Genomic DNA, 17488 nt, shown 5'->3' with positions numbered 1-17488 from the left:
GGAAATATGAAAATAAAGACAAATAAAGAAGAAATTTTAAATTCGCTGCAGGTTGCACAATACTTTATAGCTTCCGGTTCCACGTTACCCCTTCTTTCCAATATCCTTTTTGAAGCTGACGGTGACTATTTAAACCTTACGGCAACAGATATGGATATAAGCGCTAAAATAAAATGCAAAGTGGAAAATATAAAAGAAGAAGGAAAAACCACAATTCCAAGAAAGATAATTACCCTTATTAAAGAATTTGAAGACGGCGCGGATATTACAATAGAATCGGATAAAAACGACAATATAAGTTTAAAATGTAAAAAAGCGGCGTATAAAATGCCGGGCCTTCCCGCGGAAGATTTTCCGGCGCTTCAGCTTGATGAAAAAAAACTTGAAAGCGTAACTATTTCACAGGCGCTGTTAAAAGAAATACTTGATAATATTCAGTATGCCGCTTTAAAGGACACGTCAAAGAGAAATTTAAACGGGGTATTTATAAAATTTGAAGGCAATAAAATAGAAGCAGTGGCAACAGACGCGCACAGGCTTGCTTATTATAAAGCAGAAACAAAATCACCTGTTAAAGGAAAACTGGATTATATTATACCCCTTAAAACCATTAACGAAATTTCCAGGGTTTTAAATCCTTCTGATGAAACAGAAATTACTCTTAATTTTTATGAAAAAGTTATTGAATTTATCTTTCCTAACATGGAAATTGTATCCAGGGTAATAGATGAAAATTATCCCAATTACTCGCAGGTAATTCCCAAAGATTTTAATATGAAAGCGCTTATTAAAAAAGAAGAACTTGCATCATCCATCAGAAGGGCCGCCGTAATTTCAAGCGACAAATCCAAAATAGTACTTTTTAAATTTGAAAATAACAAACTGTATATCAATGTTTCTACCGCGGATGAAGGCGAAGCGTTTGAAGAAATTGATATTACTTACGACGGTGAACCCATTGAAGTTTCGTACAATGCTGTTTATATCATGGATTTTTTAAAAGCCAATGAATCAGAAAATATTGAAATTAAATTAATCAGTTCCATGAATCCCGGTGTTATGAAAGCAGAAGGAAAAGAAAATCTTACTTACGTTATAATGCCCATAAGAAAATAATAAGAATATAGCGCAGGCACAACAAGGAGAATAGAATAATGGAAGAAGAGATAAAACCCGGCGGAAGAATAATTCAGGCGGCCATAGAAGACGAAATAAAAACATCATATCTTGATTATTCAATGAGTGTAATTGTGGGAAGGGCGCTTCCTGATATCCGCGACGGTTTAAAACCCGTTCATAGAAGGGTCCTGTATGGAATGCACGATATGGGGCTTTACAGCAATAAATCATATAGAAAATCCGCTAAAATAGTCGGAGAAGTAATGGGTAATTATCATCCCCACGGCGACTCCTCTATTTACGATACCATGGTCAGAATGGCGCAGCCATTTGTATTCAGAATGCCGCTTGTGGACGGACAGGGTAACTTTGGTTCGGTGGACGGCGATCCGCCCGCCGCAATGCGTTATACAGAAGCGCGTTTAAGCAAATTTGCGGAAGAACTTTTAAAAGACCTTGATAAAAACACGGTTGATTTTGTACCTAATTATGATGAATCCACAAAAGAACCCACAGTGCTGCCGGTATCTTTCCCGCACCTTCTGGTAAACGGTTCTTCCGGTATTGCCGTAGGTATGGCCACCAATATTCCTCCCCACAATCTTGGCGAAGTTATTGACGCCACAATTATGGTAATAGATAATAAAAATACAAAAATAGAAGAAATTATGGGTGTGATAAAAGGCCCGGATTTTCCCACAGGAGCTTTCATAATAGGAAAAGAAGGAATAAAATCGGCATACAGTACGGGCAGGGGCTCTATTGTAATGCAGTCAAAGATAAAAATTGAAGAAAGTAAAAAAGGCAAAAAACAGATAATAATCACGGAACTTCCTTATATGGTAAACAAAGCCAATCTGCTTGAAAACATAGCCAACCTTGTAAAAGATAAAAAAATTGAAGGTATTACTGATTTAAGGGATGAATCGGATAAAGACGGCACCAGGGCTGTAATTGAAATTTCAAAAAATGACAATCCTGAAATAATTTTAAACCAGCTTTATAAACACACGCAGATGAGAACCACCTTTGGCGTAATAATGCTTGCTATTGTGGATGGAAGGCCGCGTGTCCTTAATATTAAAGAATTCCTTGAAAATTTTATACAGTTCAGAAAACAGGTAATAATAAGAAGGCTTAAATTTGAACTTGATAAAGCGGAAAAACGCGCGCACATTCTGGAAGGTTTAAAAATAGCGTTAAAGTATCTTGACAGGGTAATAAAAATAATAAGGGGCTCTTCCAGCACAGAAGAAGCCAAAGGCAAACTTATTGCCGCTTTTAACCTGTCTGTCATGCAGGCGCAGGCAATTCTGGACATGAGGCTTCAGCAGCTGACAAACCTTGAAGTTGAAAAACTGGAAAACGAATACAAAGAACTTTTAAAACTGATTGAAAAATTAAAGTCAATTCTTGCAAGTGAAAAGAAGATTCTTGATTTGATGAAAGAAGAACTTGTTGAAGTCCGCAGAAAATATTCGGATGACCGCAGGACGCAGATAATTGCCAAAGAAAAAGAAATGACAATGGAAGACCTTATCCAGGAAGAAGATATGGTGGTTACCATTACGCACCGCGGGTTTATTAAAAGGACTCCTGTGTCCGCTTACAAAGCGCAGAAGCGCGGCGGCCGCGGCATAATTGCCATGGAAACAAAAGAAGAGGATTTTATAGAAGACCTTTTTGTTTCCAACACGCATGAATTCTTAATGTTCTTTACGTCCAAAGGGCGCTGCCACTGGCTTAAGGTATATGAAATACCCGAAGGCGCAAGGCAGACCAGGGGCAAAGCGATTGTAAATCTTATTAAGCTTGAAGAAGGCGAAACCGTGGCGGCATATGTTTCAGTTAAATCATTTGAAGAAGATAAGTACCTGATAATGTCCACGGAATCCGGGCTTATTAAAAGGTCTAACTTATCGCTGTTTGGAAATCCAAGAAGCGGCGGCATTATAGCCATAGGGCTTAATGATGACGATAAGCTTATTGATACAAAAATAGCGTCGGAAAAAGATGAAATTTTCATAGCTACAATGGACGGTATGGCTATCCGCACAAAGGTAAAACAGTTCAGGGAAATAGGGCGTACAGGAATGGGCGTACGCGGGATAAACCTGAATAAAAAAGATAAAGTGGTAAGCATGACAATACTTGGCTCTGATAAAAAAGATTCCACGCTTTTAACTGTCACTGAAAAAGGTTTTGGAAAACGCACAAAAATTTCAGAATACAGGGAACAAAGCCGCGGCGGAAAAGGGCTTATAAGCATAAAGGTGACCGATAAGACAGGCGAAGTTGTTTCCATTAAGCTTGTGGAAGACGCCAATGAGCTTATGATAATTACAAATAAAGGCACCCTTATCAGGACAAAAATAAAAGACATTAAGACCATAGGCAGAAATACACAGGGTGTCAGGTTAATTAAACTTAAAGACGCGGAAAAAGTAAGCGCGGTGGCAAGGGTTGCCGAAGAAGAGGAAGAAGTACAGGAATAACAGCGGCGGTTAAATTTACAAGGGTATGACGCCATAAATATTTTTTCATGGAATACATTTTTAAGGAGGAAGTAAATGAGTAAAGGTTCTCTTATAAGAAATATGCTGCTTGCGGCTGTGTTTCTGTTTGGCGTGCCTGCCGCGGTATTTTATCTTTATGATACGTCCAGAGTGGCGCAGTTAAATGAACTTAATTCCAAAATAGCCTGGGCGGACAAGCAGAAAGAGATAAATATAATAAGCGAACAGATGAAAGAAAAACTTAACATCGTGCATAACGGCACTGTAATGCTGTCCGAACAGAAAATTCAGAGTAAATATTCAGGCGTTACATCGGATTATATTATCCGCAATTCCAGTTACAGCAACCTTAAGGTAAAATCAAAAATAAAATCCGCTTATCAGAAAAAAGTATCAGGGCTTTCAGGTGTTACGGCATTATTATATCCCAACGGCAATGTGCTTGCCGGAGCCGAATCATCAAGTTCGGGGAAATTCGCCCAGAATGCCAAATTTATCCAGGCAAAAGCTTCAAAAAAGATAATAAGCGATATTAAATTCAGTGAAGGGATCGCTGAATATTTTATCCCTGTTGTTGATATTAAGGACAACCTTGCTTCTGTTTTATATGTAAAAGAAAATATAGAAGGATTATCTGACAGAATACGCAAAGAAACCCAGTCTGTAAGGGGCCGTAATTTTATAGTTAACATGGCGGGGACAGTGCTATTAAGCACGGATAAATCCAAGGAAAACGCCGAAAACATACAGGATTCAAAAGATTTAAAGGTTATTTTAACCGATAATGTTGAAGATGAAAATATTAAAGAGGCTGTTTATGTGAATGAAAGGGGCCTATTAGCTTACAAGAAAAACAGGGAAACAGGATTAATTTCATGCGTCTTTACCCCTTATATGGATTATAAATCACTGCAGTCTGATAATGCAAAAAAATACACTCATTCAATTTATGACACCAAATATATACTGCCTGTTTATGGCATACTTGGGCTGGGGCTTTTAATAGGGTTTCTGATAATAATAGGTTCAAGCGGCGCCCCTTTTGCTCCGGTTTCTAAAATTACAAAAGCAATGACTCACATAGACGAAGAAAGTTTTGAATCAATGCTGCCCAAACTTAAAAGCGGGCCTTATAAAAAAATGTCGGATTCTCTTGTGATATTAAAGGGAAGGATAAACGCGTCGGAAGACAAGGCGGCCAAACTTTCACAGATGTCAAAAGAACTGGAAGAAGAACTTTCAAAAGAAGCGTCAAGGGCGGATATGGAAATATCAGAACTGCGCGATGCTTTAAAAATAGCGGAAAACAGCAAGATAAATGTTGAAGAAGAAACGTCAAAGTTAAAAGCGGAAACCGCAAGGGTTAAAAAAGAACTTGAAGATAAATTAAAAGCGGCGGCAGATGAAGCAAAGTTAAAAATTGACGCCCTTGAAAGGGAAAAAATACAGCTTAAGGAAGAAGCAAAAAAATTAAAAGACGCGCCTGTTGTTTCTGATAAGGAAGACATGCGTACTGACGCGGTTTTAATGATGAACACCGAATTAAAAGGCGTGCTTTCGGTTATTAAAACCTATATTTCTTCTGTCCTTGGCGGCGAAGGTAAAATTACCGACGCGCAGCAGCAGTTTTTGGGCGTGGTTATCAATAAGTCGGCAAGGCTGGAAAGGCTTATAAACGACCTGTCAGAACTTGCAAGGCTTGAAAAAGGCGAAATAAAATTAAACCAGAATCCTGTGGATGTTAATACAATAATTCAGGATATAATTTTTTCCGTGCAGCCGCAGGCTGACGTAAAAAAAGTGGAAATTAAAACTAAATTTATGCAGACTTTAAATTCCGCTTCAGGCGATTCCGCAAGGCTTTCCGCTGTGCTGTCACAGTTACTGACACAGTCCATTAAAGTATCGCCAAGAGGCGGTTCTGTATCGGTAGAAACAAAACAGGAAGGCACGATGGTTAAAATAGTGATAATGGATTACGGAATGAGTATGCCAAAGTCAAAGGCAGAATCATTATTTTCAAATTTTCACGGGCCTGAATCGCAGGCCGGCCCGGAATTCATTAATTCGGGTTTAAGGTTTCCTATCATAAAAGCCGTTATTAAAAAGATGGGCGGCGATATCTGGATAGAATCAGAAATAGGAAAAGGAAAGGCATTTATTATCTCCCTTCCGTTTGATAAAAAAGGCGGCTTTAAACCTGATGCTGTTCCGGCATTTAAACCGGAAACCGTGAAACCTGCAGCGGAAATAAAAAATACAATGCCGGAAATAAAACCTTTGGCTGATGAAAAACCGGCGCCGCTTCCTGAAATTGCGGAACTTCCGGAAATTAAACCGGAGCCTGAACTTCAGAAACCTAAAATAATGAATCCTTTTGCGTCCATGTTCGGCGGTCAGGAACCGCCAAAAGAAAAACCGGCGGAAAAACCGCAGGGGTCTTTTAAAATACAGACTAATTCTATGGCAGGCTGGGACGCATCAAAATCCCCGGAAACACAGCCGGAAGTCATAAAAGTAAATGATATTCTTGATATGGAAAAACCGGCCGGGCCTGTGCCTGACCTTCCTGGTAAAGACGTAAAGATATCAGATAAACTTCTTGAAAAAGAGCAGCCTGCGCCTTTTAACGGCGAATTGCCGCCGCTTCCGGACCTTGAAGATGACAAAGGTACAGATATCATATAAAAGGGGTGGTGTTTTTGAAAAAAATCGCCGCTGCTGCAGTTTTACTGCTGTCAGTGATGTTTACAGCCGCCTACGCAGAAACAAATGTAAACGGGACACTTGAAAAAAGTGAAACGTGGAATGTTAAAAATTCACCGTATATTATTAGTGATAATGTCACTATAGGAAAAAAAACAATAATAAATGTCCAGCCGGGCACGGTGATTAAATTTAAAAAAGAAGGCAAAATTACCGTCCAGGGCGTCTTTAACTGTAAAGGGCTGCCGGCAAATCCCGTAAGGCTTCTGCCCTTTGACGGTGAAACTTTTTATGAAGGCCTTGTTTATGAAGGTAAATATAAAAGTGTTATGGAATTTACGGTTTTTATAAGGGGCACAATTAAAGTTGAAGGCGGAAGTTTAATTTTTTCCAACAATTATATTTTAAATGCCACAGGCATTACGCTCTTTCATTTTGCCAAGGCGGTAATTAAAGACAGTTATTTTTTTAACAATACTTACGGCGTATATGCCGAAGGCCAGAAAATGAGTTTTACGATAACCGGCAATACTTTCAGTAAAAACAGGTTTGCCGTTTATCTGCAGCGCTTTGATGACACCAAAATGCTCATTGAAAAAAATAATTTTTTATCAAGCACCGTTAATGTGACAAATTATTCGGCGCTTGACGCGGATTGTAAAAATAACTTCTGGGATTATACGGAAGACAACAAAATACAGAAGTTTATGTATGATAAACGAAATAATCCAAAAGTGGGCTCTATTAATTTTAAACCTTTCGCGCAGCAGAAATTTGCGGCGTGGATGCCGCCGGTTCAGTTTCAGTCGCTTGTAAAATATTACTTGTCTTTAAAACGCCCGGATGAAGAAACGCCAAAAGTCACCATAAACGCTGGCGCAAGCGGTTTTATGCCGCTGTCGCCGGATTCGCTTAAAGAAGACACAAAATTCGGGCTTGGTTTAAACGCGGAATTTCAGTTAAGTATTAACGGCGCTTTCAGGCTTGGAGTCGCGGGCAGGACGGTTTCACTTGCCAATGATAAAGATTTTTATAAATATGAGCTTAATATGACGGATCTGCTTGTGAATGTTTACTGGTATATGGGCTACAGAAAAGACCTGTTCTTAATGCCTTACTTAAGGCTTGGCAACGGGGTTGCCCTTGTCAGCACCATGTATCTGTTTGACGGCGGTTATTCAGAAAAAAAGAACGAAATAGACTATACGGCAGAAGCCGCGGCAGGCGTGGAATTTATTATTCTTAAAATGTTTTCAATAAAGGCTGACGCGGGTTATAACTACACATTAACCCAAAACGGAAAAAACATTTCATATCCGTTTTTAAATATAAGCGGCGGGGTTGTATTTGATGTTCCGCTTTTTTTAAGCGAATAAAAATGGAAGAAATTAAAAATATAGTTGAAAAGCTTATTAAAAAAACCGGTTTTTCAGAAGATATGGTGATTGAAAAGATTCACGATAACTGGAGCAGGATAGCCGGCCAGAAACTTTGTTCAAAGACAGAGCCTTTTAAATATAATGAAGGAAAACTTTTTGTTTACGCGGACAACAGTACGGTAAAATCAGAACTTGGGTACATCCGCCGTGAAATAATTAAAAAAGCAAACCTTGCGTCCGGAATTGACGGCGTAAAAGAAGTGGTTATAAGGATAAAAGGATGATGAAAACGCTTCATATAGGCCAGGGTGTTTTTTTTGGAGAAGATGAAATAATAGGAATTTTTTCTTCGGTTGGATTAAACACTGTCTTGCTTGAAAAAATGAAGGAAGGCAGAAAAGTAAGGAATGAATCTGAAAAACAGAAAAGCCTGGCATTGGTTGAAAAAAAAGGAAAAGTAATGCTGTATTTTTCCCGTATAAATGCGGGAAGCCTTATAAAACGGATAACGGAATAAACGGAGGAAATAAATGGCAAAGAAAGATAAAAAAGCCTCTAAAAAAGAGGAAACAAAACAGGACAAAAGTATTAAAGCCGAAAAAGAAACACAGGCTGAAAAACCAAAAGACGCAAATAAACAGGACGCTTCAGCCAGCGATTACACGGCCGATAAAATTACCGTTTTAGAAGGGCTTGAAGCCGTAAGAAAAAGGCCTGCCATGTATATTGGAAGCACATCGGGAGCAGGCCTTCACCATCTGGTATATGAAGTGGTGGACAATTCCATAGACGAAGCCATGGCGGGATATTGCGACAATATCAATGTCATTATCCACGTGGACAACAGTATAACCGTTATAGACAACGGCCGCGGTATACCTGTGGAAATACATAAACAGATGAAAAAATCCGCTCTGGAAGTTGTTTTAACAGTACTTCATGCCGGCGGTAAATTTGACCATAATTCATATAAAGTATCCGGCGGGCTTCACGGTGTGGGTGTTTCCTGCGTAAACGCGCTGTCTGAATGGCTTGAAGTGGAAGTAAGAAGGGACGGAAAAGTGTACACGCAGAGTTACGCGCGCGGAGTTGCCCAGGCGCCGGTAAAACAGATAGGCACAGCCAAAAAAACCGGTACAAAAATAGTTTTTAAGCCTGACGCGAAAATATTTGACACGCTTGTGTACAATTATGAAATACTTGCCACAAGGTTAAGGGAACTTGCTTTCTTAAACAAAGGGATCACAATTACCATTATTGACGAACGCGCCGATGAGCCTAAAGAAGAAATGTTTAAATTTGAAGGCGGTATTTCTGAATTTGTAAAGCACATGAATAAAAACAAGGAAGTAATAAATAAAAAACCTGTTTACATTGAAGGTGAAAAAGACGGCACTATAATAGAAGTGGCGCTGCAGTATAATGACGGGTATTCCGAAAATATATTTTCGTTTGTCAATAATATAAGGACCATAGAAGGCGGAACCCATCTTTCCGGTTTTAAGACAGCGCTTACAAGGGCCGCGTCAACTCATGCAAGAAAAAATAACCTTATTAAAAAAGATAATTTTACAATACAGGGAGATGATGTCCGTGAAGGCCTTTACGCGGTGGTAAGCGTTAAGGTACAGGATCCGCAGTTTGAAGGGCAGACAAAGGCAAAACTTGGAAATTCGGACGTGGAAGGCATTGTAAATTCGCTTGTATATGAAAAACTTGTTTCATATTTTGAGGAAAATCCGGGTGAAGCAAAAAAAATAATAGGCAAAGCGGTTTCTGCCGCGGAAGCGCGCGAAGCCGCAAGAAAAGCGCGTGACCTTGCCAGAAGAAAAAGCACTCTTGATTCCGCGGGGCTTCCCGGAAAACTTGCTGACTGTTCTGAATCTGAACCTGAACTTTGCGAGCTGTATCTGGTAGAGGGAGATTCCGCCGGCGGTTCTGCAAAAATGGCAAGGGACAGAAGGACACAGGCAATACTTCCGCTTAAAGGAAAAATTCTTAATGTGGAAAAAGCCCGTATAGACAAAGTGCTTTCCAATGACGAAATAAGGACTATGATAACAGCCATAGGCGCCGGCATAGGCAAGGATAATTTTGACGTCACTAAGGCGCGTTATCATAAACTTGTTATTATGACAGATGCTGATGTTGACGGCGCGCATATTTCCACGCTTATTTTAACTTTTTTATTCAGGCAGGCTATGCCGCTATTAGAAGCCGGTTATGTGTATATCGCCCAGCCGCCGCTTTATAAGATAAAAAAAGGCAAGTCAGAACGCTATCTAAAAGATGATAAAGAAATGAATGAATTCCTTTCAGCGGAAGGTACAAAAGACCTTAAACTTGTCATGTTAAGTAAAAAAGGCAAAGATAAAGAAGTAAAAGAAGCTGACCTTAAGGAAATTCTTGGATATGTAATTGACCTGGAACATATGATTCCCAGATTAAAGAAAACCGGATGCAGCCTTCAGAGTTTCCTTGAAGCCCGCGAAAAATGGAAAAAAATACCCATGTTTGAAATAGGGCATAAGGGAAAAACCGAATACGCTGACAATGAAAAAGAAGCTGTGGAAATAATTAAAGACCTTCTTCCGAAAATAAGCGCCAAAATTACTTTTGATGATATTGTGGAAATAATAAAAAAGAATAAAGAGACTTCTTACATGATAGACCTGCGTGACAGGGCGGAATTAAGGACTATTGATGAGATTATGAAAAAACTTGAAAATTACGGGCTTGACGCGGAAGGCCTTTTTGAAGAAGAGATGGAATCTGTATCAAAAGAAAAAGGCGAGAAAAAAGAAAATGTGCTGCCTGTTTTTAAAGCTGTGGATGATTCCGAAGAAACCCTTCTGTTTACCATAGGTGAACTTGCCGATTACATTAAAGACAGGGCGAAAAAAGGGCTGCACATACAAAGGTATAAGGGCCTTGGTGAAATGAACCCCGAACAGCTCTGGGAAACAACCATGGACCCAAGGACAAGAACATTAAAACAGGTTACAATGGAAAATGTGGCCAAAGCAGACGAACTTTTTACGATTTTAATGGGTGATGAAGTCGCGCCAAGAAGGGAATTCATAGAGACCCACGCGCTTGAAGTAAAAAATCTTGATATATAAGCGGATATAATCACAGCCGGAGAAAAAAATGACAAAAAAAGAGTTGATTCTTTGTCTGAAAGAAAGTTTTATTTTTTCCGGAGTTAAAGACAGCGGGCTTTTAATAATTTTGCAGCATATGAAAGAAAATATGTATGCCGCCGGAGATACTATTTTCAGCGAAGGTGAAGCCGGCGATTCGCTTCACATCATAATTTCCGGAGTGGTAAGGGTGGTGAAGTATTCAAAAGACGGCAAGACAAAGACCCTTGCCATATTAAAAAGAAAAGACGCTTTTGGCGAGATGGCCCTGCTTACAAAAGAAGCGCGGTCCGCCACGGTGGAAGCTTTTGAAGACACCGGGACGCTCAGTATTTCCCGTGAAAATTTTGAAGAAATTATATCCAAAGAACCTTCAATTTCGCTTCAGATAATTAAAAGCCTTTCTGAAAGGCTTTCAAAAGCGGACCGTGATATAAAAATTCTTGCGCTCGGAAACGCTAAAAGCAGAATAGCCTGCGTGCTTATGGATTTTAAAGATGAGGACGGAAAAGTTAAATTTACGCATCAGGAGCTGGGCGATTTAGCAGGCCTTACAAGGGAAACCACGACAAGGACTCTGCTTTTAATGGAAAAAGAAAAAATTATCAATGTAATAAAAAGAAAAATATATATTAAAGACATTAAAAAAATGAAAGAATTGTGCGTATAAAAAATTTAAAAAAATACAGGGTGAAATAATGGAATTAAAAGCGGTAATTTTTGATGTGGATGGGGTTATAATTGACACAGCCCCCCTTCACCATAAATCCTGGGAAACGGTTTTAAAAAGGGATTACAATATGAAATTTACTTTTGCGGATTTTAAAAATAAGATAGACGGTATGCCGCGGGCAAAAGGGGTAAAAGCTCTTTTACCGCTGGCAGATGACAAAGAAGTGGAGCGTATATGCGCTGAAAAACAGAAATTTTTTGAAATATACCTTAAAAAAAACGGGGTAAAAATTTTTAAAAGCACGGTAAACCTTATAATAAAACTTAAAAACGAAGGCATAAAAGTGGCTATGGCAAGTTCAAGCAAAAATGCCGCGCCTATTCTTAAACAAGAGGGTATTTTTAAATATTTTGATATTGACGCGGAAGGGGCGCTTGCGAAAAAGGGAAAGCCGTTTCCGGATATTTTTTTAAGGGCGGCAAAAAAAATGAAAGTTAAACCGTCTGAATGCGCGGTTTTTGAAGACGCTCAGATAGGCATTGACGCAGCCAACGCGGCGGGCATGATAAGCATAGGCGTCACAAGGGAACACAAACTGAATAAAACAAAGCTTAACGTAAAAAATATGAGAGAAATTAACGTAAAAAAAATCAGGGAGTTATTTAAATAAAGGCGTATATTTTCAGGGGGATTAAAAGCAGGAGAAAAAAATGAGAAAAAATAAAGCGCCCGTAAAAAGCATTATGTTCTTAAGCGCGTTAATAGGCATGCTGATTGCGTTTGGTTATGACCCGCTGTTTAAACTGCTGTCAGCAACACTTTCAAAAAAATTTGCTGTCTCGCCATGGGAAGATATTCTGGCATCCGTAATTCTTGGAGCTTTTTACCTTGGAGTGCTGATATACCTGTTTGCAATGATGAACCTTTCTTCTTTTGCTTCAAAAATATTAAAGCATATGGTAAACCAGATGAGAACCAAGGAAATTCTGCCTGCGGGTTTTCAGATGAAAACAAGGGGCGGTTATGCGGCTGCATACGCAAATATCCTTAAAATATTTGACCTTTTTGTATGTTCATTTATCAGCGTCAAACAGGATAAGGATAAGTTTAAATCTTCACTTGGAAAATATCTTGACCCTTCTTTAAAAGATGAAATAGAGAACCGCGGGATTAACGAACATTATGTGGGGGGGAAGAAAAAAACCGCCACCATATTTTTTTCAGACATAAGGGGCTTTACGTCTTTTACGGAAAATTCAGAGCCGGAAAAGGTGGTTATGATGTTAAACGAGTATTTCACAATTGCTACAAAAGCAATTCAGAAAAACAGGGGCAGGGTTAATAAATTCATCGGAGACGCGGTAATGGCCGTGTTTGAAGAAGCTCCCAAGTACATAGATTATCTTGACGCGGATAAAGCTATTTTATCAGCGCTTGATATACAGGTGCAGTTTGCCATGAAATTAAAAGAGTGGAAGGAAAAAGACCCAACCCTTAATATAGGCCTTGGAATAGGGCTTGCAAGGGGAGAGATAATAACAGGCAATATGGGTTCTGAAGAACGGCTTGAATACACCGTAATAGGCGATACGGTAAATTTTGCAAGCAGGATATGCGGCACAGCCTTAAACGGTCAGGTGATAATTTCAGAAGAAGTATATAAGCAGGTGGAAACAATCGTGGAAGTGGATTCGCTTCCGCCCGTGGAAGTAAAAGGCAAAGCCGGTTTTCATAATGTTTATTCTGTAAAAACAAGAAAAATGCTGATATAATTTTGATTATGAATAATATTAATAATACGGGTTTTAAAACAGCCGCAGTTATTTTATTTGCCGCGTGGGTTATTTTTGCCGCCGCTGCCATAAATACGCGCATAAGCGCAGGCGTTGCAAAGGAATATATTCCTTTTGACATAAAAGTAAGAAAAAGTAATTTTATTAAAAGCGGATGGACAGTTTGGCTTGAAGAAGGGCAAAAAGGCTACAGCCATTCTGTAAGTAAAAATCTTGATTTGGGCGGCAGAACAGTTTTTTCAAAAGCTTTATATAATACCGGAATAATAAAAAAACCAAAAAATGGTTTTAAGATAGAGGGCATATCAAAATCAAATCATCCCATAACCGTTCCGGAGACCACCTATGTGCATTACGTCCATGATGTGGAAGCCACGGCATATGACCCGTCGCCTGAATCCAACGGATTAAAGTGGGCGGGGATAACATCGCTTGGATGGCGTACAAGACATGGAATAGCCGCTGTGGACCCCAAAGTAATTGCTTTAAGGTCGCTTATTTACGTTGACGGATATGGTTTTGCCTGGTGCGGGGATGTCGGCGGCGCCATTAAAGGCAAAAAAATAGACCTTTGTTACAATACCACCGAAGAAGCTTTTAAATGGGGAAGAAAAAAAGTAAAAGTATACGTGCTTGGCACAAAACCAAAAAGTTATTATGCCAATAAAAAGAAAAAATGAATAAAAATCAGCCGTGGTATGTTCTGCCCGCTGTTTCAGGTTTAATTCTTACGTTTATGTGTATTGCCCCATTTTTGAAGTTTATGGGGGCTGAAGGTGTTTATAAATCAATTATAGCCGGCGTTCTGACAGCTTTATTATTTGTTTTTTTTTACATGGCAGTATGCAAGGTAATGAACAGGTTTGTAAAAACCGGTCCTGAAAAAGAACTTAAAATAAATGCGTTAATTTTTGCCATTCCAACCGCCGGCCTTTTTGCCATTGTGCCGTATTTTATAAAAGGGGTAAATTTTAACGCCGGTGATTTTTCAATGCTGGGCAGCATTTATCTGCCCTGGGGCGGATATATTAAAATCAATACAGGCGGCTACGCCCTAATTTTATGCGCAGGTTCGCTGTTTGTACTGATGTGTTTTATTCTGATGTACCGTTACATAAAAGCGCTGTATTTTTACGAAAATAAAAATATTGAAAAAAAAATATTTGCATCATTTTTTATTTTTTTTGCGGCTGTAACTTCCTATGTCACTTTTGCTTACCCTCCCACCGGTGATGAACCGCACTATCTGCTTATAGCCCGCAGCATTGTATTTGATTTTGACGTGGATTTAAAAAACAACTATGAAAATGACGCTTCATACAGGGATTTTTATCCGGCATTTCTTGAATATGAAAATATACACAATACGCCCGGAAGCGGCGGCAAAGGTTTGTATTCACTGCACAGCATAGGGCTTCCGCTGCTGATTTCCCCTTTTTTATTTATAGGAGGAAGGTTTGTGGTTCAGTTTTTCATGAATTTTCTTGCCGCGTTGTGCGTGATGCTGCTGTATTCCCTTATATCATCATCGGAAATCAGCGGTAAAAAATCAATTTTATTTGCTTCTTTGTTTGGCGCTGTTCTGCCATTTTCCGTAAACGCGTCGCTTGTACTTACGGAAATTCCGGCTGCCCTTATTGTGCTTTACTGTTTAAGAAATCTAATGCACCGTAAAGGCTTCGGCATACTGTTTTTTGCGGGTATTGCTTTTCTTCCGTGGCTTCATTCAAAATACGTTATTTTAAGCGTTATCCTTTATATTATCCGGTATGTAATTATAATTAAAGGAAAATCCTTTGATTATAAAAAAGAAATCATCAATAATATCACGCTTATTGTTTCCGCTGTTTTATTTTTTTTATATTATTTCGCCATATACGCAAAGCCGGCAAACAGCGCGGTTTCTGATATATATGTAAGCAGCAGTTTTTATTTTATTTTTACCTTTAAACATTCTATGAGGGCGTTTTTTGGGATTCTGGCAGACCGTAATTTCGGGATACTTTTCTACGCGCCCGTATATATTTTTTCCGTGTGGGGATTAATTTATTCGGCAGTACAAAAAAATATAAAAATGCTTATTCCGGCTTTGGTTGCAATACCTTATTTGTCCTTATTTCTTTTCTGGAGCGACTGGGGCGGTTCCATGACGCCCGCAAGGCAGCTTATTCCGGTTATTTTTGTATTTGCGGTTTATGCCGCTTATTTTGATTATAAATTTTCATTAACGGATAAAAAGATATTCAGGGCAATAAGCGCGTATTCTTTAATACTTTCGCTTATCCTTTTTTGTATGCCATTTTTAAGGTATGGCGCCACAAAAGATAAAATAGCCTCTTTTATGTCGGCACACGGCCTGAATTTAGGATGGTTTTTTCCCGATTTTCATGATAACATTACTTTTATTCACGCTGTATTTATTGTATTAACAGTTGTTTTTACGGCGGCCGCCGTTAAATACGCCAAAAAAGGAAAATAAAAATGAGCCGGGAAACTTTAAAAGAAATATTACTTTCCGTAATTATACCAGTTTATAACGAAGAGCGCACTCTTGAAGAACTTGTGGACAGGGTTATGGACGTGCAGCTTGAAGGGGTAACCAAACAGGTTGTAATAGTTGACGATAAATCCACGGATTCCACCCATTCAATACTTGAAAAAATAAATTTAAAATATCCTGAGATTGAAATAATTTATAAAGAAAAAAATGAAGGCAAGGGAGCCGCTTTAAAAACAGGTTTTGCCCTTGCCAAGGGAAATTACACCATTATTCAGGACGCCGACCTTGAATATGATCCCGAAGATTATAAAGTGATACTTGATTCTTTTAGGCACAAAGAAGTGGATGTGGTGTATGGGTCCAGGTTCCTTGGAAGGCACAGGGCGTTTTTATTTATGAACCTTATTGCCAATAAAATACTTAATCTTGTCACCAATATACTTTATAATACCACCCTTACCGACATGGAAACCTGTTATAAAATGTTTAAGACAGAACTTATACAGTCAATAGAGATAAAATCAAAGGGTTTTGAAATAGAGCCGGAAATTACAGCGAAGATGCTTAAAAAGAAAGCAAGAATTTATGAAGTGCCTATAAGTTTCTTCGGCAGAAGTTATGATGAAGGAAAAAAGATAAAGGCCGTTGACGGATTCAAGGCAATATGGGCTCTTGTCAAATACAGGTTTGTGGACTGAATAAATGGATTCAAAGCACAGCCTTACGGATTCCCTTCATAAAATCAGCAATTTACAGAATTACAATTCCTGGATTTATGAAAATATAAAAAAAGGCATAAGCGGCAGGGTTCTGGAAATAGGATGCGGTATAGGCAATATAACGGATTTTATTTTAAAAGACAGCAGGCAGGTATGCGCCGCAGACATTGACGGAAATTATCTTAAATATGCCTGCAAAAAATATAAAGGCAATAAAAAAGTAAAAGTAAAAAAGCTTGATATAATAAAGCCGGGTAATAAGATTAAAAAAGGCGGATATGACACAGCTGTAATGCTTAATGTGCTGGAACATATTAAGGATGAAAAAAAAGCCGTGGTTAATGTAAAAAACGCGCTGGTAAAAAACGGTAAATTTGTTATTCTGGTTCCGGCAATGCAGTCAATTTACGGCGAAATGGACAAAGCCCTGGGCCACCATAAAAGATATAATAAAGCAGAACTGAAAAAACTGCTTGAAGATAACGGTTTTAAAATTATTGATATTTTTTACCTTAATTTTGCCGGAATTATCGGCTGGTATTTCAGCGGCAGAATATTGAAAAAAAGCCATATACCTGATAATCAGGCAAAGATTTTTGACAGGTACATACTGCCTGTTACAAAGCCGTGTGAAAGGTTAATTAAACCGCCGGCAGGGCAGTCAATAGTGGCAATAGCGCAGAAAATTTAATAAGGCGGGGCCGGCGCGCTCGCGGCCCGTGAAGTCCGCCAGGACCGGAAGGTAGCAACGGTAAGCGGATACCGGAGGTGTTGCCGTAACCCCGCTTTAATAATATTTATAGAAAATTTTAAAAGGATGAAAAATGTCTGAAAACTACAGGCAGTTCTTACTCCTTGTAGTGTAAGGCGTTAGAAATGGTTGTACCCAAGGGATTATAATAAGTATATCCCGGGTGGTATATAATATTTATAGAAAATT

General features: G+C 38.8%; 14 protein-coding genes and 1 other RNA gene. All 15 read left to right on the top strand.

Annotated features, from left to right (window positions below; all coding sequences use genetic code 11):
- The first annotated feature begins 6 nt into the window (after positions 1-6).
- A complete protein-coding gene (gene dnaN, locus JXR81_02105) occupies positions 7-1116 on the top strand; it encodes a DNA polymerase III subunit beta (GenBank protein ID MBN2753639.1) in 1110 nt (369 codons plus the stop codon).
- 38 nt (positions 1117-1154) lie between these two features.
- Positions 1155-3614 carry a DNA gyrase subunit A gene (gyrA, locus tag JXR81_02100; protein MBN2753638.1) on the top strand — a complete coding sequence of 820 codons (2460 nt, stop codon included), beginning with the start codon at positions 1155-1157 and terminating at the stop codon, positions 3612-3614.
- A 75-nt stretch (positions 3615-3689) separates the two neighbouring features.
- Positions 3690-6323, top strand: coding sequence for a hypothetical protein (locus JXR81_02095; protein ID MBN2753637.1), 2634 nt, complete (start codon positions 3690-3692; stop codon positions 6321-6323).
- A 14-nt stretch (positions 6324-6337) separates the two neighbouring features.
- Positions 6338-7717: an outer membrane beta-barrel protein gene (locus JXR81_02090; GenBank protein MBN2753636.1), complete on the top strand. Its 1380-nt coding sequence runs from the start codon at positions 6338-6340 to the stop codon at positions 7715-7717.
- A 2-nt stretch (positions 7718-7719) separates the two neighbouring features.
- On the top strand, positions 7720-8004 hold the full coding sequence (locus tag JXR81_02085; protein ID MBN2753635.1) for a DUF721 domain-containing protein: 285 nt from the start codon (positions 7720-7722) through the stop codon (positions 8002-8004).
- Positions 8001-8237 carry a hypothetical protein gene (locus JXR81_02080; GenBank protein MBN2753634.1) on the top strand — a complete coding sequence of 79 codons (237 nt, stop codon included), beginning with the start codon at positions 8001-8003 and terminating at the stop codon, positions 8235-8237. Before JXR81_02085 ends, JXR81_02080 begins: the two co-directional genes overlap by 4 nt.
- Before the next feature lie 13 nt (positions 8238-8250).
- Positions 8251-10842 (top strand): DNA topoisomerase (ATP-hydrolyzing) subunit B, encoded by a 2592-nt coding sequence (gene gyrB, locus JXR81_02075; protein ID MBN2753633.1) that lies wholly within the window; start codon positions 8251-8253, stop codon positions 10840-10842.
- Positions 10843-10870: 28 nt separating this feature from the next.
- On the top strand, positions 10871-11533 hold the full coding sequence (locus JXR81_02070) for a Crp/Fnr family transcriptional regulator (GenBank protein ID MBN2753632.1): 663 nt from the start codon (positions 10871-10873) through the stop codon (positions 11531-11533).
- 28 nt (positions 11534-11561) lie between these two features.
- Entirely contained in the window at positions 11562-12206 is a 645-nt protein-coding gene (locus JXR81_02065) for a beta-phosphoglucomutase family hydrolase (GenBank protein ID MBN2753631.1), read from the top strand.
- A 40-nt stretch (positions 12207-12246) separates the two neighbouring features.
- Entirely contained in the window at positions 12247-13308 is a 1062-nt protein-coding gene (locus tag JXR81_02060; protein ID MBN2753630.1) for an adenylate/guanylate cyclase domain-containing protein, read from the top strand.
- 8 nt (positions 13309-13316) lie between these two features.
- Positions 13317-14009, top strand: a complete 693-nt coding sequence (locus tag JXR81_02055; GenBank protein ID MBN2753629.1) for a 3D domain-containing protein — start codon at positions 13317-13319, stop codon at positions 14007-14009.
- The gene (locus JXR81_02050) at positions 14006-15808 is read left to right on the top strand and encodes a hypothetical protein (protein ID MBN2753628.1); all 1803 of its coding nucleotides are present in this window, start codon (positions 14006-14008) and stop codon (positions 15806-15808) included. The genes JXR81_02055 and JXR81_02050 overlap by 4 nt, the downstream gene beginning before the upstream one ends.
- A gap of 2 nt (positions 15809-15810) precedes the next feature.
- The gene (locus tag JXR81_02045; GenBank protein ID MBN2753627.1) at positions 15811-16527 is read left to right on the top strand and encodes a glycosyltransferase family 2 protein; all 717 of its coding nucleotides are present in this window, start codon (positions 15811-15813) and stop codon (positions 16525-16527) included.
- 4 nt (positions 16528-16531) lie between these two features.
- Positions 16532-17239, top strand: coding sequence for a class I SAM-dependent methyltransferase (locus tag JXR81_02040; GenBank protein MBN2753626.1), 708 nt, complete (start codon positions 16532-16534; stop codon positions 17237-17239).
- Positions 17240-17241: 2 nt separating this feature from the next.
- Positions 17242-17339, top strand: an RNA gene (gene ffs / locus JXR81_02035) — signal recognition particle sRNA small type.
- Positions 17340-17488 lie beyond the last annotated feature (149 nt).

It is taken from the genome of Candidatus Goldiibacteriota bacterium (genome assembly GCA_016937715.1).
In the GTDB taxonomy this organism is placed as follows: domain Bacteria; phylum Oederibacteriota; class PGYV01; order PGYV01; family PGYV01; genus PGYV01.
This window is presented reverse-complemented; position numbering and strand designations above follow the sequence as displayed.

Excerpts from the sequence above, each read along its gene's own strand:
- dnaN (MBN2753639.1), top strand. The coding sequence starts at position 7 with ATGAAAATAAAGACAAATAAAGAAGAAATTTTAAATTCGCTGCAGGTT.
- gyrA (MBN2753638.1), top strand. The coding sequence starts at position 1,155 with ATGGAAGAAGAGATAAAACCCGGCGGAAGAATAATTCAGGCGGCCATA.
- JXR81_02095 (MBN2753637.1), top strand. The coding sequence starts at position 3,690 with ATGAGTAAAGGTTCTCTTATAAGAAATATGCTGCTTGCGGCTGTGTTT.
- JXR81_02085 (MBN2753635.1), top strand. The coding sequence starts at position 7,720 with ATGGAAGAAATTAAAAATATAGTTGAAAAGCTTATTAAAAAAACCGGT.
- JXR81_02080 (MBN2753634.1), top strand. The coding sequence starts at position 8,001 with ATGATGAAAACGCTTCATATAGGCCAGGGTGTTTTTTTTGGAGAAGAT.
- gyrB (MBN2753633.1), top strand. The coding sequence starts at position 8,251 with ATGGCAAAGAAAGATAAAAAAGCCTCTAAAAAAGAGGAAACAAAACAG.
- JXR81_02070 (MBN2753632.1), top strand. The coding sequence starts at position 10,871 with ATGACAAAAAAAGAGTTGATTCTTTGTCTGAAAGAAAGTTTTATTTTT.
- JXR81_02065 (MBN2753631.1), top strand. The coding sequence starts at position 11,562 with ATGGAATTAAAAGCGGTAATTTTTGATGTGGATGGGGTTATAATTGAC.
- JXR81_02060 (MBN2753630.1), top strand. The coding sequence starts at position 12,247 with ATGAGAAAAAATAAAGCGCCCGTAAAAAGCATTATGTTCTTAAGCGCG.
- JXR81_02055 (MBN2753629.1), top strand. The coding sequence starts at position 13,317 with ATGAATAATATTAATAATACGGGTTTTAAAACAGCCGCAGTTATTTTA.
- JXR81_02050 (MBN2753628.1), top strand. The coding sequence starts at position 14,006 with ATGAATAAAAATCAGCCGTGGTATGTTCTGCCCGCTGTTTCAGGTTTA.
- JXR81_02045 (MBN2753627.1), top strand. The coding sequence starts at position 15,811 with ATGAGCCGGGAAACTTTAAAAGAAATATTACTTTCCGTAATTATACCA.
- JXR81_02040 (MBN2753626.1), top strand. The coding sequence starts at position 16,532 with ATGGATTCAAAGCACAGCCTTACGGATTCCCTTCATAAAATCAGCAAT.